Raw genomic sequence first — 26,346 nt, forward strand, 5'->3', positions numbered from 1 at the left:
CGTACCTGTACCCGCCCCCGCACCGGACCCCGGCCCGGGCGGTACGGCCCCGGCAACGCCCCTAAGAACGGCGCTTGCGCACACCCACCGCCAGCAGCCCCACCAGACCGACCGCGACCAGCGCCACCGGAACGATCCGCTCCATCCGCGGCGCACCGTCCTCCGACACCAGCTGCGAGCGGACGTCGGAGACCGCCCGGTTGGCGACCACGTACGCCCGCCCGGCCGTACGGTCCACGGCCGCCGCCGCCTTCGCCTTCGCGTCGCCGACGATCGTCCTGGGGTGCAGCCGCACGCCGATCTCGTCGAGCGTCACGGCGAGCTCCTGCCGCCGGCGGACGATGTCCGCCTCGATCTGCGCAGGGGTCCTGGCATCCGACACCGCGCTGCCTCCGTCGTCTCGGCCGGTGAATACAGATCCTCAATGATTCCTGATGGACAGTCTGTCAGCTCACCCACCGAACCGCCCCACGGCACCCCCGATCAACGCGCCCACGCGGCGTACAAAGAGACGAACCGGCCGAGGGCATGAGGGGCTGTCGGCGGACCTCAGTAACCTCGGGACAGCACAAGCGACCACCGAGGTCGGCACGGTCACCGGACCGCTTCAACACGGTCACCGACCCACCCTTACGGTCACCGAACCACTCCTGAGGAGAGCCATGAGCGAGCGACTGCAGCCCGGCGACACCGCCCCCGCCTTCACCCTCCCCGACGCGGACGGCAAGCAGGTCTCGCTCGCCGACCACAAGGGCCGCAAGGTCATCGTGTACTTCTACCCCGCGGCCCTGACCCCCGGCTGCACCAAGCAGGCCTGCGACTTCACCGACAACCTCGACTTCCTGGCCGGCCACGGCTACGACGTCATCGGCATCTCCCCCGACAAGCCCGAGAAGCTCGCGAAGTTCCGCGAGAAGGAGGAGCTGAAGGTCACCCTCCTCGGCGACCCCGACAAGAGCGTCCTGGAGGCCTACGGCGCCTTCGGCGAGAAGAAGCTCTACGGCAAGGTCGTCACCGGCGTCATCCGCTCCACCGTCGTCATCGACGAGGAGGGCAAGGTCGAGCGCGCCCTCTACAACGTCAAGGCCACCGGCCACGTCGCCAAGATCATCAAGGACCTGGGGCTGTAACCCCCGCAGCGCCGCCCCGGGCCCCCGGCCCCGGCACCCAGCACGGCCTCCCACCGGACACCCGTCCCGGGCGGGAGGCCGTTCGGCGTCACGGCGCGCTGACCCCTCTCCCCGCGGCCATGCCCCCACCCGTCCGACCGGCACAACCACCTCACACCCGCCCTAAACGGCCCACACCGAGTGACGAAAATCGCGTTCTGCCGCCAAAGTGGTTTGACCGGCTCCGTAACCGCGCAGACGCCCCTTTCGAAGCGAGCCCACCGCGCAGCGCGCGGACCGACCGACCGAGAGGACCGCACTCGTGACGACCGGCAGCACCGATGCCACGTCCGGGACCGAAATGGACCCCGAGGCGGTCCGGCGCCACCGCATGCTCTTCCGCGCCATCAACCGCCGCAAGAACCCCAAGCTCCGCCGCACCGACATCACGATCACCGACGAACGGGTCGTCAAGCGCGCCGTGAAGGCCGCCGCCGTCGGTAACGCGATGGAGTGGTTCGACTTCGGCATCTACAGCTACCTCGCCGTCACCATCGGCCACGTCTTCTTCCCCAGCGGCAGCGACACCGCGAGCCTGCTGTCCTCCTTCGCGACCTTCGCGGTGGCCTTCCTCGTACGGCCCATCGGCGGCGCGTACTTCGGCCCGCTCGGCGACCGCATCGGCCGCAAGAAGGTCCTCGCGCTCACCATGATCATGATGGCCGTCGGCACCTTCTGCATCGGCCTGATCCCGTCGTACGCCACCATCGGCTTCTGGGCACCGGTACTGCTCATCCTCTTCCGCCTGGTCCAGGGCTTCTCCACCGGCGGCGAGTACGGCGGCGCCTCGACCTTCATCGCCGAGTACGCCCCCGACAAGAAGCGCGGCTTCTTCGGCAGCTTCCTGGAGATGGGCACCCTCGCCGGCTACACCGGCGCCGCGGGCCTCGTCCTGATCCTCAACACCTTCCTCGGCTCCGACGCCATGGAGAGCTGGGGCTGGCGCCTGCCCTTCCTCGTCGCGGGCCCGCTCGGCCTGGTCGGCCTCTACCTGCGGATGAAGCTCGACGAGACCCCCGCCTTCCAGAAGCTGGAAGCCAGCCAGACGCACTCCGCGACGGGCTCGGCCAGCGAGGAGGAGGCGGAGTTCTCCCACCTCTCCGAGAACCAGCCCAAGAGGAAGATCGGCGAGATCTTCTCCCAGCAGTGGCCCGCCCTCATCCTCTGCATCTGCCTGGTCGGCGCGTACAACATCACCGACTACATGCTGCTGTCGTACATGCCGACGTACCTGACCGACACACTCCACTACAAGGAGTCGCACGGCCTGCTGGTGCTGCTCGGCACCATGGTCGTCCTGATGCTGGTCATCAACTTCGTCGGCCGCCTCAACGACCGCTTCGGCCGCAAGCCGCTGCTCATGGCCGGCATGCTCGGCTTCTTCGTCCTCTCCATCCCCTCCTTCCTGCTGGTCAGGGACGGCAGCCTGCTGTTCGTCATCATCGGCATGCTGCTGATGGGCTTCTCCCTGGTCTGCCTCCTCGGCACGATGTCGGCGGCCCTCCCGGCCCTCTTCCCGACCAACGTCCGGTACGGCTCCCTCTCCATCGGCTACAACCTCTCCACCTCGCTCTTCGGCGGCACGACCCCGCTGGTCATCGAGGCCCTGATGGCCGGCTTCAACGGCAACCAGATGATCCCGGCGTACTACGCCATGGGCGCCGCCCTGATCGGCGTCATCGCCGTCATGTGCATGAAGGAGACCGCCCAGCAGCCCCTGGAAGGCTCCCCGCCCTCGGTAGCCACCCACGAGGAAGCGGTCGAACTGGTCACGGCCCAGAGCCCGGACCCGCGCTTCTGAGATCCCCCAGCTGAGATCCCACAGCCTTTCTGAATGCCCCGGCCACTCCGGCCGGGGCATTTTTTCGTCTCCTACGACAACTCTCCGTAACCGGCGGTGTCGTTCGTCGTTAACCCATTCGAGAAAGGAACAACCGGCCGCCGACACGGAGTCGACGGTCGCCGAACGGGGGAACTCCATGCCACCCAGCCCATACACCCACGCCCGCCTCTCCGAGGCCGTAGCCGCCTCCCACACCCTCTCGGAAGCCTTACTGCGCCTCGGCGTGGACCCGAAGGGCCCGTCCCGCGGCTACCTCCGCGCCCGCGTGAAGTCCCTGGGAATCGACACCTCGCACTTCGAACGGGAAGGCACCCGCTGGACCAGGGCAGCCCTCGAACCGGCCGTGGCCGCCTCAACCAGCACGTACGAGGTCCTCCGCCACCTCGGCCTGGATCCCGTCGGCGGCCACCACACCCACATCAGCCGCCGCATACGGGCCTTGGGGATCGACACGTCGCACTTCGGCGAAAGTGGGCGTACGAAACGGACCCCGCACCGGCGGCGCACCCTCGAAGAACTCCTGGTGGAGCAGGCCCCGGCCAACGCCTTCCGTATCCCGGCGAAGCGGCTGAAGCGTGCCCTCCTGGCCCACGGCACGGACGAACGCTGCGCCCTGTGCGGCATCGGCCCGACCTGGCAGGGCGAGCCGCTACCGCTGGAGGTCGACCACATCAACAGCGACTGGCGGGACAACCGCCCGGAAAACCTGCGCTTCCTCTGCCCGAATTGCCATTCCACGACGGACTCCTACCGAGGGCGCAACAAAGGCGCGCAGAGCCGACGGACGGGGGTGCCGCGATGAGCATGGGCGTCCGGTACACACGCGAGCTCCTGACGGAAGCGGCACTCCGCTGCAGCAGCATCGAGGAAGTCATCGCGTATGGCGGCGGCCGTGTCTACCGCGGGGCGCGACGGCATCTGGCAAAGCGCTTCGATCACTTCGGAATCGACATTTCGCACTTCGACCACGCGCCACGACGTACGGCCCGCCCTCGCCCCACCAAAGTGGCGCTGCAAGAAGCCGTCAGCGCGTCGGTCTCCATGGCAGCTGCCCTTCGGCATCTCGGCAGACCGGTGAACACTCGCGCCCAGAAGCTGTTCCACCAGTGGGTCGCGGAAGACGGCATCAGTACGAGCCACTTCCTGGGGCAAGCGCACCAGCGTGGAAGACCGGGCACCACACCCACGAAGCCGCCTGAGCGCACCTTGGTGAGACACGACGGAAGACACCGCACACAGTCGGCGATGCTTCGGCGCGCTCTCAGGCAGATCGGAGTGCCCGAGCGCTGTGCCAAGTGCGGTACAGGTCCGAGCTGGCACGGGCGCCCCATGACGCTGGAGGTCGACCACGTCAGTGGCGACTGGAGCGACGACCGGGCCGAGAACCTGCGGCTGCTCTGCCCCAACTGCCATGCGATCACGAGCACCTGGTGCAGGGGAGGCAATCGGCGCCGGACCGCCCACTGCCCCAGGCAGAGACATCGTCACAGCCGCCAGCCGGTACCATGGCTGGCGGCTAGCGGCCGTGATGGAATAGGCGAGACATGCGGGCCTTAGAAGCCCGTGGGCGAAAGCCCGTGTGGGTTCGAATCCCACCGGCCGCACTTCTATTGACCTTCGTTTCGAAGGCCCGGACTCGCGTCAGTGGGGCCGGGCCTTCGTCGTTACTGCACGGCTGCCGATCAGCCCAACAGCTCCCGTACCACCGGCGCCAGCGCGCGGAACGCCTTGCCTCGGTGGCTGATGGCGTTCTTCTCGTTCGCGGTCAGTTCGGCGCAGGTGCGGGTGTCGCCCTCCACCTGGAGGATCGGGTCGTAGCCGAAGCCGCCGTTGCCGGCGGGGGCGTGGCGGAGGGTGCCCTCCAGCTTGCCCTCGACGACGCGCTCCGTGCCGTCCGGGAGGGCGAGGGCCGCGGCGCAGGCGAAGTGGGCCGCGCGGTGCTCGTCGGCGATGTCGGAGAGCTGGGCGAGGAGCAGGTCGAGGTTGGCCTGGTCGTCGCCGTGCCGGCCGGCCCAGCGGGCGGAGAAGATGCCGGGGGCGCCGTTCAGGACGTCGACGCAGAGGCCGGAGTCGTCGGCGACGGCGGGGTGGCCGGTGGCCTGTGCGAGTGCGTGGGCCTTCAGCAGGGCGTTCTCGGCGAAGGTGACGCCGGTTTCCTTGACGTCGGGGACGTCCGGGTACGCGTCGGCGCCGACCAGTTCGATGGCCAGGTCGGCCTCGGTGAGGATGGCGCGGAGTTCGGTGATTTTGCCGGCGTTGCGGGTCGCGAGGATCAGGCGCTGGTGCTTCATGGTGAGCGATTATCCCGGTGCGCCGCACTCGAACGGCCCGGCGGGGCGGGCGGCCCTGCCCCGCCCCGCGTGTCACGCTGCCCGTCAGCCCGGGGTGCAGATCTTGGTGAGCTCCGAGGCGGCGGATTCGATGGGGGTGATGTCGGGGGTCTTGCCCTGGTCGAGGGACTGCTGGGCGTCCTTGACGCCGCGGGAGAGGTCGTCGACGGCCTTGCCGATGTCGGCGTTGTCGCTCTTGTCGCCGAGCTCGTCGAGGTTCTTGTCGATCTTGTCGAGGGCCTGCTGCGCCTCCGCCGGGTTGTCGGCGCCGTTGGAGAAGGCCTGCTGGAGCTCGTCGACGTTCTTGCCGACGGCGGTGGCGGTCCGCGCGCAGTCCAGGGCCGTCTCCACCGCTCCGCAGCCGGTCAGCACGGGGACGGCCAGGGCGATGGCCGCCACGGCGGAGGCGGCGGTCACGGCCGTACGACGGGCGGGCCGCACGGCGGTGCCCGATCCGGGGGAACGGCGACGGCGGTCGAGGCGGTACGCGGACATGGGCTGGGCCCTCCCTAAGCAATGAACAGGTAAAGGAAGGAACGCCTGGCGCACGCTTTTGGTTGCCGACGCCGCCGTTATGCGGTGGAAGGTCAGGTAAGTCCGGTGATGAGGCCGGTCTGGGTCAGGAACATGGCCAGGACGACCACGAGCGTCCAGCCGAGGAGGTGCTCCATCCACGGCGAGTCGTCCTTGGGTCCCCCGGTGCGGGCGGCGGGCGCGTCGAGGGCGGCGGCGGTGGCTTCAGCAGGCATGACGGTGATGTTCCTCGTCGTCGGGTGCTGGGGAGATGCGCCCCGGCCGTACGAGCTTGTAGGAGCCGTACGACCTCGTACGAGCCCTACGACCTTGTACGAGCCGTACGAAAGGTGCCGTACGGGAAGCGGAGGGCGCACCTCCCACAGTGCGCCCGTACCGCAGCCATTCCTAGAGATACAGCTCCCACGAGGGGAACGTCACAGATCACCGGGTGCGGGGCATTTCATACCCCACACCCGCACTCGGGCCCGCATGCGGGTCCGCTGCCGCACCCGCCCCCGGCCCCGTCCTCTCGCCGGTACGCCGCAGATCACAGCGTCCGTTCCAGCGCCTCCCGCTGTGCCTTGTCCAGGTCAGCGCAGCCCGCGACGGCGAGGTCGAGGAGGGCGTTGAGCTCGTCGCGGGCGAAGGGCTCGGCCTCGGCGGTGCCCTGGACCTCGACGAAGCGGCCGTCGCCGGTGCAGACGACGTTCATGTCGGTCTCGGCGCGGACGTCCTCCTCGTAGCAGAGGTCGAGGAGCGGCTTGCCGTCGACGATGCCGACGGAGACGGCGGAGACCGTGCCGGTCAGCGGCTTGCGGCCGGCCTTGATGAGCTTCTTGCCCTGGGCCCAGGCGACGGCGTCGGCGAGGGCGACGTACGCGCCGGTGATGGCGGCGGTGCGGGTGCCGCCGTCGGCCTGGAGGACGTCGCAGTCCAGGACGATGGTGTTCTCGCCGAGCGCCTTGTAGTCGATCACGGCGCGCAGCGAGCGGCCGATGAGGCGGGAGATCTCGTGGGTGCGGCCGCCGATCTTGCCGCGGACGGATTCGCGGTCGCCGCGGGTGTTGGTGGAGCGGGGCAGCATGGAGTATTCGGCGGTGACCCAGCCCTCGCCGCTGCCCTTGCGCCAGCGGGGCACGCCTTCGGTGACGGAGGCGGTGCAGAAGACCTTGGTGTCGCCGAAGGAGATGAGGACGGAGCCCTCGGCGTGCTTGCTCCATCCGCGTTCGATGGTGACGGGGCGGAGCTGTTCGGGGGTGCGGCCGTCGATGCGAGACATGGGGACGAGCCTATCGGGAATGCCGAAGGCCCCGTTCCGGTACGTCCGCACGTACGGAAGGGGCCTCGGGGCGAGCGCGGCGTGAGCCGTCGGCTCAGCTCACATCATGTCTTCGATGTCGGCGGCGATGGGGTCGGCGTCGGTGCCGATGACGACCTGGATGGCGGTGCCCATCTTGACGACGCCGTGGGCGCCGGCGGCCTTGAGTGCGGCCTCGTCGACGAGGGACGGGTCGACGACCTCGGTGCGGAGGCGGGTGATGCAGCCTTCGACCTCTTCGATGTTGTCGAGGCCACCGAGCCCGGCGACGATCTTCTCAGCCTTGCTGGCCATGTCCACTCCTGCTTGTCTCGGCCGTCGGCGATGGTGCCGAAGGATTCCACACGGTAACGCACGTTCAGCCCTGTTGGACGGGCGTATGTCCGCTGCCTGGCGAATGATGGCGACCACCCGGTGGTGCGTCCGGGAAGTCCCGTCAGCGCCACTACGAATGGTCTACACCACCAGTATGCGGCAAGCACGAGTCGGCCGTCGCGGGGCCGACGGCCGGGAGGATGCGGATGAGTTCGGACGCGGCGGCGGCGCCGAGGAAGAAGAAGTGGGGCGGCGGGCTGTTCCAGGGCCTGCAGAAGATGGGGCGCAGCCTGCAGCTGCCGATCGCGGTGCTGCCGGCGGCGGGCATTCTGAACCGGCTCGGCCAGCCCGATGTCTTCGGCGCCGACGGGCTGGGCTGGGACGACGTGGCGAAGGTGTTCGCGGGCGCGGGCAGCGCGCTGCTGGACTCCTCGCTCGGGCTGCCGATGCTGTTCTGCGTCGGTGTCGCGATCGGTATGGCGAAGAAGGCGGACGGGTCGACGGCGCTGGCGGCGGTCGCGGGGTTCCTCGTGTACTTCTTCGTGCTGCACCAGTTCCCGGAGGACTGCACGGGTGGCGCGAAGTTCCTGAGCGCCGGGCCGCTGGGCGGCGCGTGCGTGGCGAAGGACGGTACGGGGGCGCCTGCGACGTATCAGAACCCGGGCGTCTTCGGCGGCATCGTGATCGGGCTGCTGTCGGCGTGGTTCTGGCAGCGGTATCACCGTACGAAGCTGGTGGACTGGCTGGGCTTCTTCAACGGGCGGCGGCTGGTGCCGATCATCATGTCGTTCGTGGCGCTGGCCTTCGCGGTGATCTGCCTGTTCGTGTGGCCGCCGATCGGTGACGCGCTGACGAGCTTCAGCAAGTGGATGGTGGACCTGGGCTCGACGGGCTCCGGAATCTTCGGCGTGGCGAACCGGGCGCTGCTGGTGATCGGCATGCACCAGTTCCTGAATACGTTCATGTGGTTCCAGTTCGGCGACTTCACCAAGCCGGACGGGACGGTGGTGCACGGCGACATCAACCGGTTCCTGGCGGGCGACCCGACGGCCGGTCAGTTCACGTCGGGCTTCTTCCCGATCATGATGTTCGCGCTGCCGGCGGCGGCGCTGGCGATCGCGCACTGTGCGCGGCCGCACCGCCGGAAGGAGATCGCGGGCATGATGCTCTCGGTCGGCCTGACGTCGTTCGTCACGGGGATCACCGAGCCGATCGAGTACTCGTTCCTGTTCGTGGCGCCGGTGCTGTACGCGTTGCACGCGGTGCTGACGGGTGTGTCGATGGCGGTGACGTGGGCGCTGGGGGTGCACGACGGGTTCAGTTTCTCGGCGGGTCTGATCGACTACGTCATCAACTGGGGTCTGGCGACCAAGCCGTGGCTGATCATTCCGATCGGGCTGTGTTTCGCGGTGGTCTATTACGCGGTCTTCCGCTTCGTGATCATCAAGTTCGACCTGGCGACCCCGGGCCGCGAACCGGAGGACGTGGGCGAGTCGATGGAGCAGCAGAACGTGAAGTAGGGACTGCTCTGTGTGGCGGAATCCGGCTCCGGAACAATATGTTCCGGGGCCGTTCCGCTTGCCGCCGTAACGATCGGGAAGAACGGATTCCTTTATGTGGTGACGACATGCTAAGTATGGTCTAAACCACTCAGTGGTGTAGACCATACGAGCGGGCCGCCCCTTTCCCCCGAGCCCGCCTCACCAGGAGGAATCCGATGAGTACGGCCACCGCCGACAAGGCGGCTCCCGCGAAGAAGCGGGGATCCGGCCTGTTCCAGGGCCTGCAGAAGATCGGCCGCAGCCTTCAGCTGCCGATCGCCGTCCTGCCCGCCGCGGGCATCCTCAACCGTCTCGGCCAGCCCGATGTCTTCGGTGACAAGGGGCTCGGCTGGACCGAGGTGTCGAAGGTCTTCGCCGCCGCGGGCGGGGCGGTCTTCGACAATCTGCCGCTGCTGTTCTGCATAGGCGTGGCCATCGGCTTCGCGAAGAAGGCCGACGGCTCCACCGCGCTGGCCGCCCTGGTCGGCTTCCTGGTCTACAGCAACGTCCTCAAGGCCTTCCCCGTCGAGGAGGGCCACATCGACCACGGCAAGTGGGTCGAGCCGGTGGTCAACAACCCCGGCGTGCTCGGCGGCATCATCATGGGCCTGCTGGCCGCGATCCTGTGGCAGCGCTTCCACCGCACCAAGCTGGTGGACTGGCTCGGCTTCTTCAACGGCCGCCGGCTGGTCCCGATCATCATGGCCTTCGTCGGCACCGCTGTGGGCGTGATCTTCACCCTCATCTGGGAGCCGATCGGCGAGGCGATCTCCAGCTTCGGCGAGTGGATGACCGGCCTGGGAGCGGTCGGCGCCGGCCTCTTCGGTCTGATCAACCGTGCGCTGATCCCGATCGGCATGCACCAGTTCGTGAACGCCGTCTCGTGGTTCCAGCTCGGTGACTTCACCGACGCGGCCGGCAAGGTCGCGCACGGCGACATCGGCCGCTTCTTCGCGGGCGACCCGACCGCCGGGCAGTTCATGACCGGCTTCTTCCCGATCATGATGTTCGGTCTGCCGGCCGCCGCGCTGGCCATCGCGCACTCCGCACGCCCCGAGCGCCGCAAGGTCGTCACGGGCATGATGGTCTCGCTGGCGCTGACCTCGTTCGTCACCGGCATCACCGAGCCGATCGAGTTCGCGTTCATGTTCATCGCGCCGCTGCTGTACGCGGTGCACGCCGTCCTGACCGCCATCTCCATGGCCGTCACCTGGGCGCTCGGTGTGCATGCCGGCTTCACCTTCTCGGCCGGTGCCATCGACTACGCGCTGAACTGGCACCTCTCCACCAAACCCTGGCTGATCATCCCGATCGGCCTGGTGTTCGCGGCGGTCTACTACGTGGTCTTCCGGTTCGTCATCCAGAAGTTCAACCTCCCCACCCCGGGCCGCGAGCCCGAGGAGGAGGTCGAGGACCTCACCAAGGCGTGAGCCCCGCCCGTACGCGACGAGGCCCCCGGAACCGTCCAGGTTCCGGGGGCCTCGTGCATGGCGCGGGCACGTACGGGCCACGTACGCGGGGTCAGATCTCGTACACCGCCCCCGCCTTCGCGACCTCGACCGGGCCGTTGAAGACGTCCTGGGCATCGCGGAGGTTGATGCCGGGGTCGGTCCACGGGGGGATGTGGGTGAGGACCAGGCGGCCGACGCGGGCGCGGGCGGCGTGTTCGCCTGCCTCGCGGCCGTTCAGGTGCAGGTCGGGGATGTCTTCCTTGCCGTGCGTGAAGGAGGCCTCGCACAGGAAGAAGTCGGCGTCCTCGGCGAGCGTGTGCAGGGAATCGCAGACGCCGGTGTCGCCGGAGTAGGTGAGCGACCGGCCGTCGTGCTCGATGCGGAAGCCGTACGCCTCCACGGGGTGGCTGACCTGCTCCGTGCGGATCGTGAAGGGGCCGACGGTGAAGGTGCCGGGGGTGAGCGTGCGGAAGTCGAAGACCTCGCTCATGGCGCGGTCGGTGGGCAGGTCGGCGTGGGCGGCGGTGAGGCGCCGTTCGGTACCGGCCGGGCCGTAGACCGGCATCGGGGCGCAGCGGCCGCCGTCGGGGCGGTAGTAGCGCACCACGAAGTACCCGCACAGGTCGATGCAGTGGTCGGCGTGCAGGTGGGAGAGGAGTACCGCGTCGAGGTCGTAGAGACCGCAGTGGCGCTGCAGCTCGCCGAGGGCACCGTTGCCCATGTCGATGAGCAGCCTGAAGCCGTCGGCCTCCAGGAGGTAGCTCGAACAGGCCGATTCCGTCGAAGGGAACGACCCCGAGCATCCGACGACAGTGAGCTTCATAGGGGCGTGAACCTCCGTGGGCGGGGGGCGGTGCGGCGGGTCCATGCGGCGGGGCTCGGTCCGTGCTCGGCCGGTCCGTACCAGTCGTTGCAGTGCCCACGAGGGTAAGGCGCGAAAGGGCCGGTGGCTCCTCCAGCGGGGCGAGCTGTGGGCGGAATCACCAGTCCGGGTGGGCCTTTGTGCCGGGAGGGACGAGGGCCGGTATGTACGGTCACCTGGCGGGAGGATCTTCCGCCGGGCGGCGGCCGACACGGCGTGGCGTACTCGGCGGGCGGGCGGCGCGGGGCGTGTCGCGGCGAGCGAGGAGGCGGGCGTGGACACCTCATGGTGGCCGGCGGTGCTGGCCGTGGTCGTGCTGGCGCTGGTGGCGGCGGTGGTCGACGGGCTGGCCCGTTCGGGCCGGGGCCCGAAGCGACGGCGGCCGGGGCGCCGTCCGGCGCGGGACGGCCGCACCGGTACCGGGCCGGGCTCGCGGCGCCCCGGTGACCGGCCGGCGGGTACCCGCAAGCCCGGTGGCCGGCCCGCCGGTGCGCCGTCCGGCAAGGGCCGCGGCGGGGTGCCGGAGCCGGGCGAGATCTGGTGGGCGATGGTGCCGTTCGAGGACAGTGCCGCCCAGAAGGACCGGCCGTGTCTGGTGCTGGCCGTGCGCGGCGGGTCCGCACTGGTCGCGAAGATCACTACGCGGTACCACGCCGAGCGGCCCGGCGTGATCGCGCTGCCGCCCGGCACGGTGGGCGACGCGCGGAACAGGGCGAGCTATCTGGAGACGGACGAGCTGCGGGAGGTGGCGGTGACCGGCTTCCGGCGCCGCGCGGGCACCGCCGACCCCCAGTTGTGGGAACGGGTCCGGCACCTGGCCCGGTAGGCACCCTGCCCACGAGACGCCCGGAGCGCGCGAAGGACGCCGGAACGCGTGCAGGGACCCGGAACGCACGAAGGCGCCCGGCCGCGCGGGCCGGGCGCCTTCGTGGAAGCGGTGTCAGAGCGGGGTCACGCCCACAGCTGACCGTGCAGCGTCTCGATGGCCGCTTCGGTGCTCTCGGCGGTGTAGACGCCGGTGGAGAGGTACTTCCAGCCGCCGTCGGCGACGACGAACACCACGTCGGCGTTCTCGCCCGCCTTGACGGCCTTCTTCGCCACGCCGATCGCGGCGTGCAGGGCGGCACCGGTGGAGATGCCCGCGAAGATGCCCTCCTCGGCGAGGAGTTCGCGGGTGCGGCGCACCGCGTCCTGGGAGCCGACGGAGAAGCGGGTGGTCAGCACGGACTCGTCGTAGAGCTCCGGGATGAAGCCCTCGTCGAGGTTGCGCAGGCCGTAGACCACGTCGTCGTAGCGCGGCTCGGCGGCCACGATGTTGACGCCGGGTACGTGCTCACGCAGGTAGCGGCCGACGCCCATGAGGGTGCCGGTGGTGCCCAGGCCCGCCACGAAGTGCGTGACGGAGGGCAGGTCGGCGAGGATCTCGGGGCCGGTGGTGGCGTAGTGGGCGCCCGCGTTGTCCGGGTTGCCGTACTGGTACAGCATCACCCAGTCGGGGTGCTCGGCCGAGAGCTCCTTGGCGACCCGTACGGCGGTGTTGGAGCCGCCGGCGGCGGGGCTGGAGATGATCTCCGCGCCCCACATGGCGAGCAGTTCGCGGCGCTCGCTGGAGGTGTTCTCCGGCATGACGCACACGATGCGGTAGCCCTTGAGCTTGGCCGCCATGGCGAGCGAGATACCGGTGTTGCCGCTGGTCGGCTCCAGGATCGTGCAGCCGGGGGTGAGCCGGCCGTCCTTCTCCGCCTGCTCGATCATGTGCAGCGCGGGACGGTCCTTGACGGAGCCGGTGGGGTTGCGGTCCTCCAGCTTGGCCCAGATCCGTACGTCGTCGGAGGGCGACAGCCGCGGCAGGCGCACCAGGGGGGTGTTGCCGACCGCGGCGAGCGGGCTGTCGTACCGCATCAGCGCATCCCGCCGGCTACGGCGGGAAGGATCGTCACGCTGTCGCCGTCGGCGACCTTCGTGGTGATGCCGTCGAGGAAGCGGACGTCCTCGTCGTTCAGGTAGACGTTGACGAAGCGGCGCAGCTGCCCGCCGTCGACCAGGCGCTCCTTGATGCCGGCGTGCCGGGTCTCCAGGTCGTCGAAGAGCTCGCCGAGGGTGTCGCCGCTGCCCTCCACGGCCTTCCGGCCGTCGGTGTGGGTGCGCAGGATGGTCGGGATTCGGACCTCGATGGCCATGAGGATGCTCCTGGTTTCGGCTGGCTGGGGCGCTTCCCGGAGGGGCCGGAGAGCGAGTCTGGAATGCGCCGCTGCGGCGCGTCGGGCGAGGCGTCCTGGGACGCGGGCGGGGCGTACGTGCGGAGCCCGCCGGCCGTCTCGGCCGGGTGCCTGCGTCCGGGCAGGCGGAACCGGTCAGCCGGCTGCGCGGCGCGGACAGATCGCGCTGGCGAGGCGGCACAGGTCGACGTGCAGCCGCGCAACGAGCAGCAAGCCCGGCGTCTTTTCGCTCACGTCGTGGTCAACCATGCGGTCATCGTATCGATTCCCGGTCCGGCTTTTGGAACCCGGTCTCGAGATGCGGACGGACGGTGCACACCATGTGGGATGCGCCCATTCGGGGCACCCCGGCGAACCCTGTGCCGCCGGGGCCGGTCCCGTGCGGGAGGTGACGGGCGTCACGCGTCACTTGTACGCGTCGACGACCTCGACCTCCTCCTCGGTGATCACGCCGTCCACGATCCGGTAGGAGCGGAACTGGAACGGGCCGGCGTCGTCGGTGTCCGCGGTGGAGACGAGGACATAGTGCGCGTTCGGCTCGTTCGCGTACGAGACGTCCGTGCGGGACGGGTAGGCCTCGGTGGCGGTGTGCGAGTGGTAGATGACGACGGGCTCCTCGTCCCGGTCGTCCAGCTCGCGGTAGAGCTTGAGCAGGTCGGTGGAGTCGAATTCGTAGAACGTGGGCGACCGCGCCGCGTTCAGCATCGGGACGAACCGCTCGGGACGGCCGTCGGCGGGCGCCGGCGTCGGGCCCGCCAGGACGCCGCACGCCTCGTCGGGGTGGTCCTTGCGGGCGTGCTCGACGATCTGGTCGTGGAGGGCCCGGGTGATGGTCAGCATGGGCCCAAGAATAAGCATCGGGCCCGTACGTACCATTCTCTGATACGCACGGGCCCGGATGCTGGACACGGAGGCCGGACCGGCCCCGCGGGGCTCAGCCCTTCTTCGTGGTGTCGACGGAGCCCTTGGCCGCGAAGACATCGGGGTCCCGGCGCTTGATGGCCAGGTAGCCCAGGCCCATGATCGCGGCCCAGATCGGCGCCGCGTAGAGCGAGATCCGGGTGTCCGGGTCGATGCCCATCATCACGATGACCATGGCGATGAAGGCCAGCGCGAAGATCGAGGTGTACGGGGCGCCGGGGGCCTTGAACTCCGACTGCGGCAGCTCGCCGCGGTTGGCCTTGGCCCGGTAGCGCAGCTGCGAGAGCAGGATGACGATCCAGGCCCACATGCCGGAGATGGTGGCGAAGGAGACCACGTAGTTGAAGGCCTCGCCCGGCCACTGGTAGTTGATCCAGACGCCGACCAGCATCATCGCGACCGAGACCCCGGTGCCGGTCGTGGGCAGGCCGTTCTTGCTGAGCCGGTTGAAGAACTTCGGGCCCTGGCCGTTGCGGGACAGGTCGCGCAGCATGCGGCCGGTGGAGTACATGCCGGAGTTGGCCGAGGACAGCGCCGCGGTGAGCACGACGAAGTTCACGATGCCGGCGCCGGCCGGGAGGCCGATCTTGGCGAAGGCCGCGACGAAGGGGCTCACGCCCGGCTCGAAGACGGTCCAGCTGACGACGGACAGGATGATGATCAGCGAACCGATGTAGAAGAGGCCGATCCGCCACGGGACGGTGTTGATGGCCTTGGGCAGGACCTTCTTCGGGTCGGTGGCCTCGCCGGCGGTGACGCCGACCAGCTCGACGGCGAGGAAGGCGAACATCACGATCTGGAGGGTCATCAGCGTGCCGCCGATGCCCTTGGGGAAGAACCCGCCCTCGGACCACAGGAGGCTGAAGGAGGCGGTGTCGCCGGCGTCGGAGAAGCCGAGCGTGATCACGCCGAGGCCGATCAGGATCATGCCGATGATGGCGGTGACCTTGACCATGGAGAACCAGAACTCCAGCTCACCGAAGATCTTCACGGAGATCAGGTTGATGCCGAAGAGGGCGACGGTGAAGACCAGTGCGGCAAGCCATTGCGGGATGCCGTCGCTCCAGTACTGGACGTACGTCGCGGCCGCTGTGACCTCGGTGATGCCGGTGACGACCCAGAAGAGCCAGTACGTCCAGCCGGTCACGAAGCCCATGAAGGGACCGAGGAACTCGCGGGCGTACTCGGAGAAGGAGCCCGAGACGGGGCGGTACATGAGGAGCTCGCCCAGGGCCCGCATGATGAAGAAGATGACGAGTCCGACGATGGCGTAGGCGAGGATGATGCTCGGCCCGGCCTTCGAGATCGCCTTGCCCGCCCCGAGGAACAGGCCCGTTCCGATGGCGCCACCAATGGCGATCATCTGGATCTGCCGGTTTCCCAGTCCGCGCTGATAGCCCTCTTCGGGGGCAGATCCCGCGGCGTCGGTGACGCCGTGCTGATTGTCGACCTGCGCTGAGGTCATGTGTGGTGCGCCTTTCTCCATTCCGACCCGGTCTGTCCGGATCGGGTCCCGATCCCCCCGGATGGAGTCCTGCACGCCGACGGTCGGCCGGCGAAGCGCTCCCGCGGCGACAGGGGTGGCGTCACCGGCGGCAGGTCGAGAGTTTTTACCACGACCACCGAGGATGTACTACCGGGACACCACAGGGCACAACGGGGAAAGTAGGACAAAATTCAAAAGGCGCAGGATGGCCTGGCTCCGCAGTAATGCGATCGTTATCCGGATTTGAGCATCCGCTGAGCGAACGGCTCTCCGTACGTAGTCGGACGTGCCGGACCGGTGACGAAGCCGCCGGTCAGGGCATCAGCGTCTCGATCAGGGTCTCCTGCAGCCCGCCCAGCCAGAGGTACGCCATCGCCATCGGCTTGCGCGGGTCGTCGTCCGACAGACCGATCAGTCCGCTGCCGTCGTCCTCGTCCGACACCTCCAGGCGGGTGCCGATCGCCAGCCGGAGATCGTTCAGCGCGCCCAGCCACTGCTGGGACTCGTCGGGCTTCAGCCGCAGCACGGCCCCCTCGGCCTTCTTGTCTCCCTCCGCGGACAGCGCGTCCAGGGAGCGGACGACCGCCAGGGCGTCCTCGCGCTTGCGGGTCCGCAGGTCGTTCTCGGTGTAGCGGCGGAACTCCGCCGAGGCGGCGCGCGCGTCGTCGTCCGGTACGTGGTCGGGGCCGCCGTACGCGTCGGGGAAGAGCCGGGCCAGCGCCGGGTCGGACGGCGGCTCGCTGGGCCCCTCGGCGAAGAGCGCGTCCAGCGGGTCCGCGCCCTCGGCGGGCTCGTCGCCGGGGCCCACCAGCTCCATCAGCTGGACGGCCAGGCTGCGCAGGATCGAGATCTCGACCTCGTCGAAGGCGGCCGCCGCTCCCCCGCCGGGCAGGGCTTCGAAGTGGCCGGCCATCAGCGGTCCTGCGTGAGGGTCGCCCAGAGGCCGTAGCCGTGCATCGCCTGCACGTCGCGCTCCATTTCTTCGCGGGTGCCGCTGGACACGATCGCGCGGCCCTTCCGGTGGACGTCGAGCATGAGCTTGCGTGCCTTCTCCTTGGAGTACCCGAAGTACGCCTGGAACACGTAGGTCACGTAACTCATGAGGTTGACGGGGTCATTGTGAACGACGGTCACCCAGGGCACGTCGGGTTCCGTCACCTCGAAAGGTGCTTCGGTCGTTTCGGGACGTTCGATCTCCGTCGGTGCGACACTCACGGGTTCCATGCTGCCACCCGGGAGGGGTGCACGCACAAACGACCCGGGGAAATCGTCAATGTGACGAGTAAGCGGGGTAGCATCGACGTATGAACACAGCAGACCTGGGGCTGCCGGTGGCCGTGCCGTCGACTGCGCTCTTCACCGACCAGTACGAACTCACCATGCTGCAGGCCGCGCTGCGGTCCGGGACCGCCGACCGCCGCTCGGTCTTCGAGGTCTTCACCCGGCGGCTGCCCGAGGGCCGCCGGTACGGCGTCGTGGCGGGCACCGGCCGCGTGCTGGACGCCGTGGAGAACTTCCGCTTCGACGCGACCATCCTGGACTTCCTCGCCGACCGGGGCATCCTCGACGACGAGACCCGCCGGTGGCTCGCCGACTTCCGCTTCCGCGGCGACATCTGGGGCTACCCCGAGGGCGAGGTCTACTTCCCCGGCTCGCCGATCCTGCGCGTCGAGGGCACCTTCGCCGAGGCCGTGCTGCTGGAGACGGTGATCCTCTCGATCCTCAACCACGACTCCGCGGTGGCCGCCGCCGCGTCCCGGATGTCGGTCGCGGCCGGCGGGCGCCCGCTGATCGAGATGGGGGCCCGGCGCACCCACGAGCTGGCCGCGGTGGCCGCCTCCCGGGCCGCGTACGTGGGCGGCTTCCACACCACCTCCGACCTCGCGGCCGGCTTCCGGTACAACATCCCGACGGCCGGGACCAGCGCCCACTCCTTCACCCTGCTGCACGACAACGAGCGGGACGCGTTCACCGCACAGGTCGACAGCCTGGGTGCAGGAACGACTCTGCTGGTGGACACGTACGACGTCGCCGAGGCGGTCCGCACCGCCGTCGAGGTGGCCGGGCCCGGCCTGGGCGCCGTCCGCATCGACTCCGGCGACCTGCTGCTGCTCGCCCACCGGGTGCGCGAGCAGCTGAACGAGCTGGGCGCCACGGACACCCGGATCGTGGTCACCAGCGACCTGGACGAGTACGCCATCGCCTCGCTGGCCGCTGCCCCCGTGGACGCGTACGGCGTCGGCACCCAGCTGGTCACCGGCAGCGGGCACCCCACCTGCTCGATGGTCTACAAGCTGGTCGCGCGCGCCGACAGCGACGGCGCCGACGCGCCGCTGCGGCCGGTCGCGAAGAAGTCCATGGGCGGCAAGGCCTCGCAGGGCGGCCGCAAGTGGTCCGCGCGGCGCCGGGACGAGCACGGCGTGGCGGAGGCCGAGGTCGTCGGGACCGGGCCGGTGCCCGCCGAGCTGGCCGACCGGCAGCTCCAGGTGCCGCTGGTGCGCGGCGGCGAGGTGGTCGCCCGCGAGCCGCTGGACGTCGCGCGCGACCGGCACCGCGCGGCCCTCGCCGGCCTGCCGATGTCGGCGATGCAGTTGTCGCGCGGTGAGGCCGTGCTGCCGACGGAGCACGTCTGAGGCGGCTTCCCCGGGTACCTCGGTACGCAGGACCCCGGGAACCGGCCGACCGGCGGCCGGGGCGCGGCGGGGCGCATCGCTGCTCCGCTCTGCGCCTCTGGCCTGCCGGTGTGTCGCGAACCGCCGTACAGCGCCCACTCCCGGAACCCCGGGTCAGTGGCTACCCTCGGTCACATCGGCTCGTGCCGTAGCCCCCCACAGGTTCCTCAGCTGCCACAGAGTCCCCCCATTTCCCATCCGGAAGGCCGCACCATGCACCGGGCATTGATCGTCGTGGACGTCCAGAACGACTTCTGTGAGGGCGGCAGCCTCGCGGTGGCAGGCGGCTCGGACATCGCCGCCGCCATCACCGACCTGGTGGGCGAGGCCACGGGCGGCGGCTACCAGTACGTGGTGGCCACCCGCGACCACCACATCGACCCCGGGGACCACTTCTCCACCCGGCCGGACTACGAGCACAGCTGGCCGGTGCACTGCGTCGCCGGGACCGAGGGCAGCGGCTTCCACCCCAATTTCGCGCCGGCCATCGTCTCGGGCGCGATCGACGCGGTCTTCTCCAAGGGCGAGTACGCCGCGGCGTACAGCGGCTTCGAGGGTGTGGACGAGAACGGCACCTCGACGGCGGAGTGGCTGCGCGCGCACGACGTGACCGAGGTCGACGTGGTCGGCATCGCCACGGACCACTGCGTGCGGGCCACGGCGCTGGACGCCGTGCGCGAGGGGTTCCGGACCCGGGTCCTGCTGGACCTGACGGCCGGGGTGGCCCCGCACACGACGGAGGCGGCGGTCGCCGAGCTGCGCGAGGCCGGGGCCGAGCTGACCGGCAAGCCGGTGGTCAGCGGGGGCTGAGGAGGGCCCTCCGGGGCGCCTCAGCGGGGGCCGAGGGGCTCCGGGACGGCCGGGCGCAGCAGGGCCCGTATCGGGTGCCAGGACTCCGTGTCGTCCTCGGGAGCGCCGCGCCAGACCAGTCCGTCGGGGTGGTGCAGCACGGCCGTGACCTCGTCGGGCGTGGGCGGCTCGGTGTTGCCGCGGAGGTAGACGGCGCGCAGGCCGAGGTTGCGCAGCCGGGTCAGGGCGCGCGGGCGGTTCGCGGCGTGGACGAGGACGCGTACGCGGTGGCCGCTGCCGCCCGGTCTGGGCAGCGAGAGGGCCACCACCACGCTTCCGCCGGGAAGCCTGGTGAAGCCGGATCCGGTCAGGGTCATGTGTCCCCCGTGCATGGTCGGTGCAGCGGTCGGTGCATGGTCGTGCGGCCGGCGCACGCCGGGTCGGGGCATGCGTCGGGATCCCCTCGTGAGACTGCGTGTCAGCAAGAGGGCCACAGGAGGCATCTAAACGCGATCGGCCGCCGCCCGCTAGGGGGTGACGGCCGATACGTCTGTGACCTGCGACTTTACTTACCGCTTCGCCGCGCGCCCGACCTCGACGATCACCGTGGAGCCGTCCTTGGCCTCCTTGGAGATCTTGATCCGGGTGTTGGTGTCAGGAACGATCACACCACCGGTCGGGTTCAGCTTGTCGTAGTAGATCCCGTAACGGTCGTCGAAGAGCGTGACGCCCTTCTGCGACGGGATCCGCACCGTCTTGCCGTCCTTGTGCAGCGTGATCGCGTCGGTGCGGGCAGCGGTGAAGGTCGAGTCGTAGGTCTGGAAGCGGTTGCGCATGAGCTTGCCGTCCGCCCACTTCGTGGCCTTCGGGTGCGCGTCGACCGGGAGGATCTGGCCGGCGCCCGGGTGCTCACCGACGTTGTTGTCCGGCTGCGAGGTGTCCCACAGCCAGATCAGCACGCCGTTCTGGAAGGGGAAGTGCTCGACCCAGTTCGGCCGGGTGGAGGTCCAGCCGAAGTTGTAAGGGCCGGTCTTCAGCGTCTTGTCGTACGAGACGTACTGGCGGTTCTCGGCGATGTAGTACTGCGGGTAGTCCTTGGTGAAGGACTCGCCGATGCGCGAGAAGCCCTTGGCGGTCCAGCCCGCGTCGTCGCCCTCGGCGCCGTCGGTGAAGAGCGGCTTGCCGTCGGCCACGATGCTCAGGGCGTCGGCCGCGAAGCCCTTCTGGGCCACGCCGCCGTCGGTCTGGTAGCGGAACCGCAGGTCGACCTTCTTGCCCGCGTAGGCGTCGAGCGGGAAGACGAGGTCCTGGTAGGCGTCGACGGTGCCGGTCAGCGCGGGCTTGTCACCGGCGTCGCGCGGGATGGCGCGGCCGTTCGCCGTGCCGTCCAGCGGGGTCCAGTTGGCGCCGCCGTCCGTGGAGACCTCGGCGTACAGGTAGTCGTACTCCGCCTCGATGTCCCACCAGCCCTTGAGGTTCAGGGACGCCTTGGACTTGCCGGTGAGGTCGACGGACCGGGTGAGGGTGTTCTTCAGGTCGTCACCCATGCCGCTCCACCACTGCTTGGTGCCCTCGGCGGGCTTCACGACCGAGGTGGTGACGGCCTTCTCGGGCAGCTCGACGACGAGCGCCTGCTTGTGCTTGGTGTTGTACTCGGCGACGCCCAGCTTGTGCCAGGACTTCGTCGCGGCGCGCGCGGTGTCGTAGTTGAGCCAGCCCAGCTGGAGCTTGTCCCAGGCGCTCATGTCGCCGGGCAGGTCGCCGATGGAGTCCTTGCCCTCGCCGAGCCAGGAGCCGGAGGACATCAGGGACCAGAAGTCGACGGAGGACTCGCCGGTGCCGCCGGTGTCGTACTCGTCCGGCAGGCCCAGGTCGTGGCCGTACTCGTGCGCGAAGACGCCGAGGCCGCCGTTCTCCGGCTGCATGGTGTAGTCGCCGACCCAGATGCCGGTGGAGCCGATCTGCGTGCCGCCGGCCCGGTTCTCGCCGGGGCCGGTGCGGCCGGCGTCGGTGCCGTAGGCGTACCAGCGGTGCGCCCAGATCGCGTCGGTGCCCTGCACCCCGCCGCCGGCGGACTCGTCCTCACCGGCGTGCACGATCTGGAAGTGGTCGATGTAGCCGTCGGACTCGTTGAAGTTGCCGTCGCCGTCGTAGTCGTAGCGGTCCCACTGGTCGTACTGCGCCAGGTCCGCCTTGATCTGCGCGTCGGTGCGGCCGGCCGCCTTCTGGTCGTTCGCCCACCGGTTCACGCCGTCGCGTATCAGGTCCCAGGCGTTGGAGCAGTTGGTCTGGCCGCAGTAGTTGGACCCGTAACGGGCCTCGTTCCAGTCGACCTTGACCCAGTCGGAGACCTCGCCCTGGACCGAGTAGCGGCCCGAGGACTGCTTCTCGTAGTACTTCGCCAGGGACTCCTTCTTCTTGTCGTGCGAGAAGTAGAGGTCCTGGTAGTGCTGCTGGTTGAAGTCCTTCTGCCAGTCCGTGCTGTTGTCCGTCGCACGGTCCGGCTCGGCTATCGTGTTGTGCGCGGGGCCCGCGTCGCCGCCGTACTTCTTCACCGGCGGCTTGGGGCCGTCGCCGTCCGGGTCGTACATGGTGGTGTCGTCGACCTTGTCCCCGAACTCCACCAGGATCGTGAAGATCTTGTCGGTCTTCTCCCGGGCCAGTTCGACGTACTTGCCCTTGTCCAGCTTCACGACCTTCGACCCGCCGCGCTTCGTCGCCTCGGCGTCGCCGGATATGACCTGGCGGAGGGCCTCTTCCCGCTGTGCCGCCTGCCGTTCGCTGAACGGGCCCTTCAGGTCGTGCTCCACCGTCCGTTCCGCGGGCGCCGGGTCGTTCGGCGCGCTCCCCGCCGCGCCACGGCCGTCGGCCTGTGCGGCCCCGGACGCAAAAACGGCCGCCCCGATCGCGGCGGTTGCCGTGGCCAGGGCGGCCGATCTGAACAGCAATCTCTGGGATCTCACGTGCGCTGTCCTCCCCTAGAACGAACGGTCGTTGGGAGGCATTTGACCGGAACGCCGGGAGAAAAGACAGACCTTGATTTGAGCACGTCAGCGAAGTACGTTACTCGGCTTGCCGCGTACGGGTATCGGACGCTCAGCACCTAGCGGGGGCGCCCCAACGGGCGCGTCGTACGGGGGTGTTGACCGCAGACATGAATCGGTGCGCCCCCTGTGCACCGGACCCGTGGGTCAACTCACGCTTACCGGACGTTCCGCTCGGGCAGTAAGGACCGTAAAGTCTTTTGGCGGCGCGCCAAGTCGACTCACACCCCTGATGCTTCCGAGGACGGACCCGCCATGCCTCGACCGACTGCCGCACAGCTCGTCTACGGTTCGGCCACCGTCGTGCTCTCCACCCTCGCCATGCTGCTGCTCTCGCAGACCAGGACGGGCATCGGGGCCGCGGTCATCGCCATCGCCGGGCTGGGGCTCGGGCTTCTCGTCGCGGTCACGGCGCCGCTGCCGCGCTCGATGCGGGCCCGCCGGACGCGCGCCGCCGCCCCGCAGGTGCGGCCCGAAGGCTTCGTGGGACGGCGTACGTCGCCGACCCGGCCTGCCGAGGCACGGGTCGGCGAACACTCCCGTTAGGACGCGAGGCGGTCAGGCGGTGGAGACCACCACCGTGCGGGCCGCCTTGTCGTGCAGGCACTGCTGGTACGGCTTGTCCCAGGTGCACCACAGGGCGTTGAGCAGCCAGAAGATCGTGCCGCAGCAGGGAATGATCTCGGGCAGGGTGTAGACGGCGGCACGTACCCAGCCCGCCCGGGGCGTGGGGATCGCCCCGTTCTCCAGCATCGCCACCCTGATCTTCATGGCCATCTTCCCGACAGTCTGGCCGCGGGTGGTGAGCATGACGCCCTCGTAGACCAGGTAGGCCAGCATCGTGACGCCGGAGACCAGCGTCTGCTTGCCGCTGTCGCCGGCGCTCGTGGCGGTGTAGTCCACCCCGCCCACGAGGAACCACATGATCAGGCCCACCGGCACCCCGATGAGGATGCCGTCGATGATCCGCGCCACCAGCCGCCGGCCGCGGCCCGCGAGCGGCGGCATCCCGGCGAGCGGATCGGGGGCGCCGTAGGGATCACCACCGCCGTAGGGGGCACCGCCGTACGGGCCGCCACCGGGCGGGCCACCGTAGGGGCCGCCACCGGGCGGAGGACCGTAGGGACCGCCTCCGGGCGGAGGGCCGCCGCCGTACGGTCCGCCCGCGGCGGGGCCCTGGGGCGCGCCGCCGTACGGGTCGCCGCCCGGCTCCTGCGGGTGCTGCGGCTTCTTGAGGAACGGGTCGTCTTCCGGCGGCTCGCCGGATCCGGGCCTCGGCTGGTCGGTACTCATGGCCCGAGTCGACCGCGTACCACCGGGCGCCGCATCCGGCGTGCGCCGTTCGGGGGAAGTGCGACGCGCCGGAGAGGTGCGCGCAGCGTGCGCGGGCGTGGTGCGGCACTCCGGGGCGCACAGGTTCGCCCCGGCTCACGCACCGGCCCACGGCCGCCCCGGAAGGCCGGCCCTCCGAAGGGGTCAGGCCTCGGCCACGAACGTCCGGGCCGCCTTGTCGTGCCAGCACTGCCGCCAGGGGCGGTCGATCAGGCACCACAGGGCGTTGACCACACCGACGGCCAGCACGCCGAGCACGCCGTACACCAGCCAGCGCTTGATCGCCGCGCCGAACTCCGGGGTGTCGTGCGCCTCGATGTCCAGCACCCGCAGGCCGCAGAGCTTCTTGCCCAGCGTGCTGCCCCACTTGGCGGTGGGCAGCGCCTCGACGAGCAGGCCGACGACCAGCAGCGCCGCGATCACGATGGCGAGGTAGCCGCCGGTCGTGCCGTCGAGGAGGTAGACGGTGGTCTGTACGCCGGACTCCTTCGCCGCCTCGACCTTGGCGTCGATGTGGTCGGCCGCCGCGCTCCACAGCGGTACCGCGACTCCGGCGATCAGGGCGCCCAGCACGGCCGTGTCGATCAGCCGGGCGGCGAACCGGCGGCCCAGCGGGGCGGGCCGCCCCTCGGCCTGCGCGGCCAGGAAGGGATTGTCGGCCGGCGGCTTCCACGGGATGACGCTTTCGGGTGCGCCGGACTGCTGCGGGGCCGACGGGCCGGACTGCGGGGAAGCCGCGGGGCCCGACTGCTGGGGGTAGCCGTACCCGCTCTGCTGCGGCGCGGCGGGGCCGGGCTGCGGGTAGCCGTAGCCGCCCTGCTGCTGGGGGCCCGGCGCCGCGGGGCCGGCCTGCTGCGGGTAGCCGTAACCGCCCTGGCCGGGGACGGCGGGGGTGCTCTGCGGGGGGTAGCCGTAGGCGGGCGCCGACGGCGGGGACTGCCGGCCGGCCGGGGGCTGAGCGGCGGGGGCCTGCGCGGCCGGGGAGCCGGTCGCGGGGCGGGCGTCACCGCGGTCCAGCCGGATCGCCATCGTGCCGTCGGCCCGGCCCGTGTCCTGTGCCGCCGACGCCGGCTGCTCCCCCGCGGTCCCGCCGGGGCGCAGGGCGCGGAAGGCCATGGTGCCCTCGGCCGGGACGGCGGGCTGCGCGGCGTCCACGGCGGGCGGCTCACCGGTGGCGGGCGCGGCGTCCGTGCGCTCGCCCTGCGCGGCGGGAGCGGCGTCGGAACCTTCCTGCTGCGCTCCTGCCGGGGCGCCGTCGCCCCACGGCTGGGCATCGCCGGGCGCGCCCGGTGCCGCGCCCTCGCGCTGCGGCGGGACCGAGCCCCAGGAGACCCGGCGGTCCTGCTCGCCGCCGAAGCCGCTCTGGTGGGCGGAGTCGGCCTGCCACGAGGTGCCCGAGCCGGGGCTGTTGCCGTGCAGCCGGCGCGGGTCGTCCCAGTCGGCGGACGCCACGTCCACCTCGCCGCGCTCGCGGACCGCGAGGGCGTCGCCCTCGGCCTCGCCGTCGACCTGCCCGGAGTCCTCCTCCTCGTCGAAGAAGACCGGGCCGGTCTCCTCGGCGGCGGGGGCCCGCTCGGCGGACGGCGCGGTGGTGGCGCCCGGCGGCGGGGACGGCATCGCCTCGCCCTCGGCGGGCGCCGGCCGACTGGTGCCGGGCACCCAGGAGGCGCCGTTCCAGTACCGGATGTAGCCGGGGATGGACGGATCCGGGTAGTAGCCGGGGGCGGGGCTGTCGCCGGCGGATCCTGACAAAGGCGCGCTCATGTCCAAAATCCCGTATCTGTGCTCGGCCTGCTGGGGCGGGGTGGGGCTAGTGCAGTCTGCCGCAACGCAGCGTCCACATCTATCAGACGGGGGGTGGTCGTCGGGTATGTCCCGGGTCCTGACCCCTCGGAAGAGGGGTGCGAAAAAAGTTGTACGAAGTCGCGTAATGGTTCCGGGGTACCAGCCTCTATCCCTGTGCGGGCGGTTGCTCACGGGGTGCCCGCACCGGAACGTAGAGAGGCGTGACTCATGCACACCGTGGTGGAACGAGAGCTGGAACTGGGTCTGGTGCTGTCGCCGGAGCGCAGCGTCGCGGTGCCCGCCCGGCTCACCTACCGGACCGACGACCCCTACGCCGTACACGTCGCCTTCCACATCGGATCCGACGCCCCCGTCAACTGGACGTTCGCCCGCGAGTTGATGGTGGAGGGGGTGTTCCGGCCGTGCGGGCACGGCGACGTGCGGGTGTGGCCGACCAAGGTCGAGGGGCGCAGTTTGGTCTGCATGGCGCTGAGTTCCCCGGACGGGGACGCGCTGCTGGAGGCGCCGGCCACCGCGGTGTCGGCGTGGCTGGAGCGCACGCTGCGGCTGGTGCCGCCGGGCACCGAGGAGGAGCACCTGGGGATCGACAAAGGGCTGAGGGAGCTGCTGGCACCGGCCGCGCGGGACGACCTGTGGCTGCTGGACCCCTGGCCGTCGGACGAGTCGCCGGAGAGCGGCGCCTAGGGCGGACGGCACCCCGCCGACCTTGGTGGAATGTTCAACCACCTCGGG

General features: G+C 70.2%; 28 protein-coding genes and 1 tRNA gene. 11 read left to right on the forward strand and 18 right to left on the reverse strand.

What is annotated here, in order from left to right:
* Positions 1 to 61: 61 nt before the first annotated feature.
* Complete coding sequence (locus ACZ6WH_RS28840; RefSeq protein WP_432854873.1) at positions 62 to 382, reverse strand: DUF3618 domain-containing protein; 321 nt, start codon at positions 380 to 382, stop codon at positions 62 to 64.
* A 280-nt stretch (positions 383 to 662) separates the two neighbouring features.
* Between ACZ6WH_RS28840 and bcp the strand changes: the two genes are divergently transcribed.
* The 4 genes from bcp (at position 663) to ACZ6WH_RS28860 (ending at position 4,616) form a co-directional block, all read left to right on the forward strand.
* Complete coding sequence (bcp, locus tag ACZ6WH_RS28845) at positions 663 to 1,130, forward strand: thioredoxin-dependent thiol peroxidase (RefSeq protein WP_432854876.1); 468 nt, start codon at positions 663 to 665, stop codon at positions 1,128 to 1,130.
* Between the two features lie 340 nt (positions 1,131 to 1,470).
* On the forward strand, positions 1,471 to 2,970 hold the full coding sequence (locus tag ACZ6WH_RS28850; RefSeq protein ID WP_469731973.1) for an MFS transporter: 1,500 nt from the start codon (positions 1,471 to 1,473) through the stop codon (positions 2,968 to 2,970).
* A gap of 178 nt (positions 2,971 to 3,148) precedes the next feature.
* Entirely contained in the window at positions 3,149 to 3,814 is a 666-nt protein-coding gene (locus ACZ6WH_RS28855) for an HNH endonuclease signature motif containing protein (protein WP_432854879.1), read from the forward strand.
* Between the two features lie 717 nt (positions 3,815 to 4,531).
* Positions 4,532 to 4,616 (forward strand) — tRNA-Leu (locus ACZ6WH_RS28860).
* 78 nt (positions 4,617 to 4,694) lie between these two features.
* Here the strand turns inward: ACZ6WH_RS28860 and ACZ6WH_RS28865 are convergent.
* The 5 genes from ACZ6WH_RS28865 to ACZ6WH_RS28885 form a co-directional block, all read right to left on the reverse strand.
* A complete protein-coding gene (locus tag ACZ6WH_RS28865; RefSeq protein WP_432854885.1) occupies positions 4,695 to 5,303 on the reverse strand; it encodes an XTP/dITP diphosphatase in 609 nt (202 codons plus the stop codon).
* Positions 5,304 to 5,387: 84 nt separating this feature from the next.
* Positions 5,388 to 5,837, reverse strand: coding sequence for a hypothetical protein (locus tag ACZ6WH_RS28870; RefSeq protein ID WP_469731824.1), 450 nt, complete (start codon positions 5,835 to 5,837; stop codon positions 5,388 to 5,390).
* 92 nt (positions 5,838 to 5,929) lie between these two features.
* On the reverse strand, positions 5,930 to 6,091 hold the full coding sequence (locus ACZ6WH_RS28875; RefSeq protein WP_432854891.1) for an SCO1431 family membrane protein: 162 nt from the start codon (positions 6,089 to 6,091) through the stop codon (positions 5,930 to 5,932).
* Between the two features lie 314 nt (positions 6,092 to 6,405).
* The gene (gene rph / locus ACZ6WH_RS28880; protein WP_361562676.1) at positions 6,406 to 7,137 is read right to left on the reverse strand and encodes a ribonuclease PH; all 732 of its coding nucleotides are present in this window, start codon (positions 7,135 to 7,137) and stop codon (positions 6,406 to 6,408) included.
* Between the two features lie 99 nt (positions 7,138 to 7,236).
* Complete coding sequence (locus ACZ6WH_RS28885) at positions 7,237 to 7,470, reverse strand: PTS sugar transporter subunit IIB (RefSeq protein ID WP_030250235.1); 234 nt, start codon at positions 7,468 to 7,470, stop codon at positions 7,237 to 7,239.
* A 227-nt stretch (positions 7,471 to 7,697) separates the two neighbouring features.
* Here ACZ6WH_RS28885 and ACZ6WH_RS28890 point away from each other — a divergent pair, with 227 nt between their 5' ends.
* Entirely contained in the window at positions 7,698 to 9,011 is a 1,314-nt protein-coding gene (locus ACZ6WH_RS28890; protein WP_469731827.1) for a PTS transporter subunit EIIC, read from the forward strand.
* Between the two features lie 197 nt (positions 9,012 to 9,208).
* Positions 9,209 to 10,462 carry a PTS transporter subunit EIIC gene (locus tag ACZ6WH_RS28895; protein ID WP_469731829.1) on the forward strand — a complete coding sequence of 418 codons (1,254 nt, stop codon included), beginning with the start codon at positions 9,209 to 9,211 and terminating at the stop codon, positions 10,460 to 10,462.
* Between the two features lie 91 nt (positions 10,463 to 10,553).
* Here the strand turns inward: ACZ6WH_RS28895 and ACZ6WH_RS28900 are convergent, their stop codons facing one another.
* Positions 10,554 to 11,306 (reverse strand): MBL fold metallo-hydrolase, encoded by a 753-nt coding sequence (locus ACZ6WH_RS28900; protein ID WP_432854910.1) that lies wholly within the window; start codon positions 11,304 to 11,306, stop codon positions 10,554 to 10,556.
* A 313-nt stretch (positions 11,307 to 11,619) separates the two neighbouring features.
* On the opposite strand from ACZ6WH_RS28900, the gene ACZ6WH_RS28905 reads away from it, so the two are divergent.
* Entirely contained in the window at positions 11,620 to 12,171 is a 552-nt protein-coding gene (locus tag ACZ6WH_RS28905; protein ID WP_469731831.1) for a type II toxin-antitoxin system PemK/MazF family toxin, read from the forward strand.
* Positions 12,172 to 12,296: 125 nt separating this feature from the next.
* On the opposite strand, the gene ACZ6WH_RS28910 is transcribed toward ACZ6WH_RS28905, so the two are convergent.
* From ACZ6WH_RS28910 to clpS, 7 genes are all read right to left on the reverse strand, one after another.
* Positions 12,297 to 13,247: a PLP-dependent cysteine synthase family protein gene (locus tag ACZ6WH_RS28910; RefSeq protein ID WP_469731833.1), complete on the reverse strand. Its 951-nt coding sequence runs from the start codon at positions 13,245 to 13,247 to the stop codon at positions 12,297 to 12,299.
* A complete protein-coding gene (locus ACZ6WH_RS28915) occupies positions 13,247 to 13,525 on the reverse strand; it encodes a MoaD/ThiS family protein (RefSeq protein WP_362208039.1) in 279 nt (92 codons plus the stop codon). The genes ACZ6WH_RS28910 and ACZ6WH_RS28915 overlap by 1 nt, the downstream gene beginning before the upstream one ends.
* Before the next feature lie 174 nt (positions 13,526 to 13,699).
* Positions 13,700 to 13,813: a putative leader peptide gene (locus ACZ6WH_RS28920; RefSeq protein ID WP_361562663.1), complete on the reverse strand. Its 114-nt coding sequence runs from the start codon at positions 13,811 to 13,813 to the stop codon at positions 13,700 to 13,702.
* Positions 13,814 to 13,969: 156 nt separating this feature from the next.
* Positions 13,970 to 14,404: a M67 family metallopeptidase gene (locus tag ACZ6WH_RS28925; protein ID WP_469731836.1), complete on the reverse strand. Its 435-nt coding sequence runs from the start codon at positions 14,402 to 14,404 to the stop codon at positions 13,970 to 13,972.
* A 94-nt stretch (positions 14,405 to 14,498) separates the two neighbouring features.
* Positions 14,499 to 15,950: an amino acid permease gene (locus ACZ6WH_RS28930; protein WP_469731838.1), complete on the reverse strand. Its 1,452-nt coding sequence runs from the start codon at positions 15,948 to 15,950 to the stop codon at positions 14,499 to 14,501.
* A gap of 334 nt (positions 15,951 to 16,284) precedes the next feature.
* Entirely contained in the window at positions 16,285 to 16,884 is a 600-nt protein-coding gene (locus ACZ6WH_RS28935) for a DUF2017 domain-containing protein (protein ID WP_469731840.1), read from the reverse strand.
* Entirely contained in the window at positions 16,884 to 17,195 is a 312-nt protein-coding gene (clpS, locus tag ACZ6WH_RS28940) for an ATP-dependent Clp protease adapter ClpS (protein ID WP_361562657.1), read from the reverse strand. Before clpS ends, ACZ6WH_RS28935 begins: the two co-directional genes overlap by 1 nt.
* Positions 17,196 to 17,275: 80 nt before the next feature.
* On the opposite strand from clpS, the gene ACZ6WH_RS28945 reads away from it, so the two are divergent.
* Both ACZ6WH_RS28945 and ACZ6WH_RS28950 read left to right on the forward strand, forming a co-directional pair.
* Positions 17,276 to 18,604, forward strand: a complete 1,329-nt coding sequence (locus tag ACZ6WH_RS28945; protein ID WP_469731842.1) for a nicotinate phosphoribosyltransferase — start codon at positions 17,276 to 17,278, stop codon at positions 18,602 to 18,604.
* Positions 18,605 to 18,856: 252 nt separating this feature from the next.
* Complete coding sequence (locus tag ACZ6WH_RS28950; protein ID WP_469731844.1) at positions 18,857 to 19,453, forward strand: isochorismatase family protein; 597 nt, start codon at positions 18,857 to 18,859, stop codon at positions 19,451 to 19,453.
* Between the two features lie 20 nt (positions 19,454 to 19,473).
* Here ACZ6WH_RS28950 and ACZ6WH_RS28955 read toward each other — a convergent pair whose 3' ends face one another.
* Both ACZ6WH_RS28955 and ACZ6WH_RS28960 read right to left on the reverse strand, forming a co-directional pair.
* Positions 19,474 to 19,809: a hypothetical protein gene (locus ACZ6WH_RS28955; RefSeq protein ID WP_432854934.1), complete on the reverse strand. Its 336-nt coding sequence runs from the start codon at positions 19,807 to 19,809 to the stop codon at positions 19,474 to 19,476.
* Between the two features lie 192 nt (positions 19,810 to 20,001).
* The gene (locus ACZ6WH_RS28960) at positions 20,002 to 22,395 is read right to left on the reverse strand and encodes an immune inhibitor A domain-containing protein (protein WP_469731847.1); all 2,394 of its coding nucleotides are present in this window, start codon (positions 22,393 to 22,395) and stop codon (positions 20,002 to 20,004) included.
* 336 nt (positions 22,396 to 22,731) lie between these two features.
* Here ACZ6WH_RS28960 and ACZ6WH_RS28965 point away from each other — a divergent pair, with 336 nt between their 5' ends.
* The gene (locus ACZ6WH_RS28965) at positions 22,732 to 23,022 is read left to right on the forward strand and encodes a hypothetical protein (RefSeq protein ID WP_432854940.1); all 291 of its coding nucleotides are present in this window, start codon (positions 22,732 to 22,734) and stop codon (positions 23,020 to 23,022) included.
* Positions 23,023 to 23,034: 12 nt separating this feature from the next.
* On the opposite strand, the gene ACZ6WH_RS28970 is transcribed toward ACZ6WH_RS28965, so the two are convergent.
* Together ACZ6WH_RS28970 and ACZ6WH_RS28975 are read right to left on the reverse strand one after the other, a co-directional pair.
* Positions 23,035 to 23,769, reverse strand: coding sequence for an RDD family protein (locus ACZ6WH_RS28970; protein WP_469731849.1), 735 nt, complete (start codon positions 23,767 to 23,769; stop codon positions 23,035 to 23,037).
* 183 nt (positions 23,770 to 23,952) lie between these two features.
* Complete coding sequence (locus tag ACZ6WH_RS28975) at positions 23,953 to 25,572, reverse strand: RDD family protein (protein ID WP_469731851.1); 1,620 nt, start codon at positions 25,570 to 25,572, stop codon at positions 23,953 to 23,955.
* A 249-nt stretch (positions 25,573 to 25,821) separates the two neighbouring features.
* Between ACZ6WH_RS28975 and ACZ6WH_RS28980 the strand changes: the two genes are divergently transcribed.
* Positions 25,822 to 26,298, forward strand: a complete 477-nt coding sequence (locus ACZ6WH_RS28980; RefSeq protein ID WP_432854949.1) for an SsgA family sporulation/cell division regulator — start codon at positions 25,822 to 25,824, stop codon at positions 26,296 to 26,298.
* Positions 26,299 to 26,346 lie beyond the last annotated feature (48 nt).

The organism is Streptomyces sp. NPDC050806 (assembly GCF_055586425.1).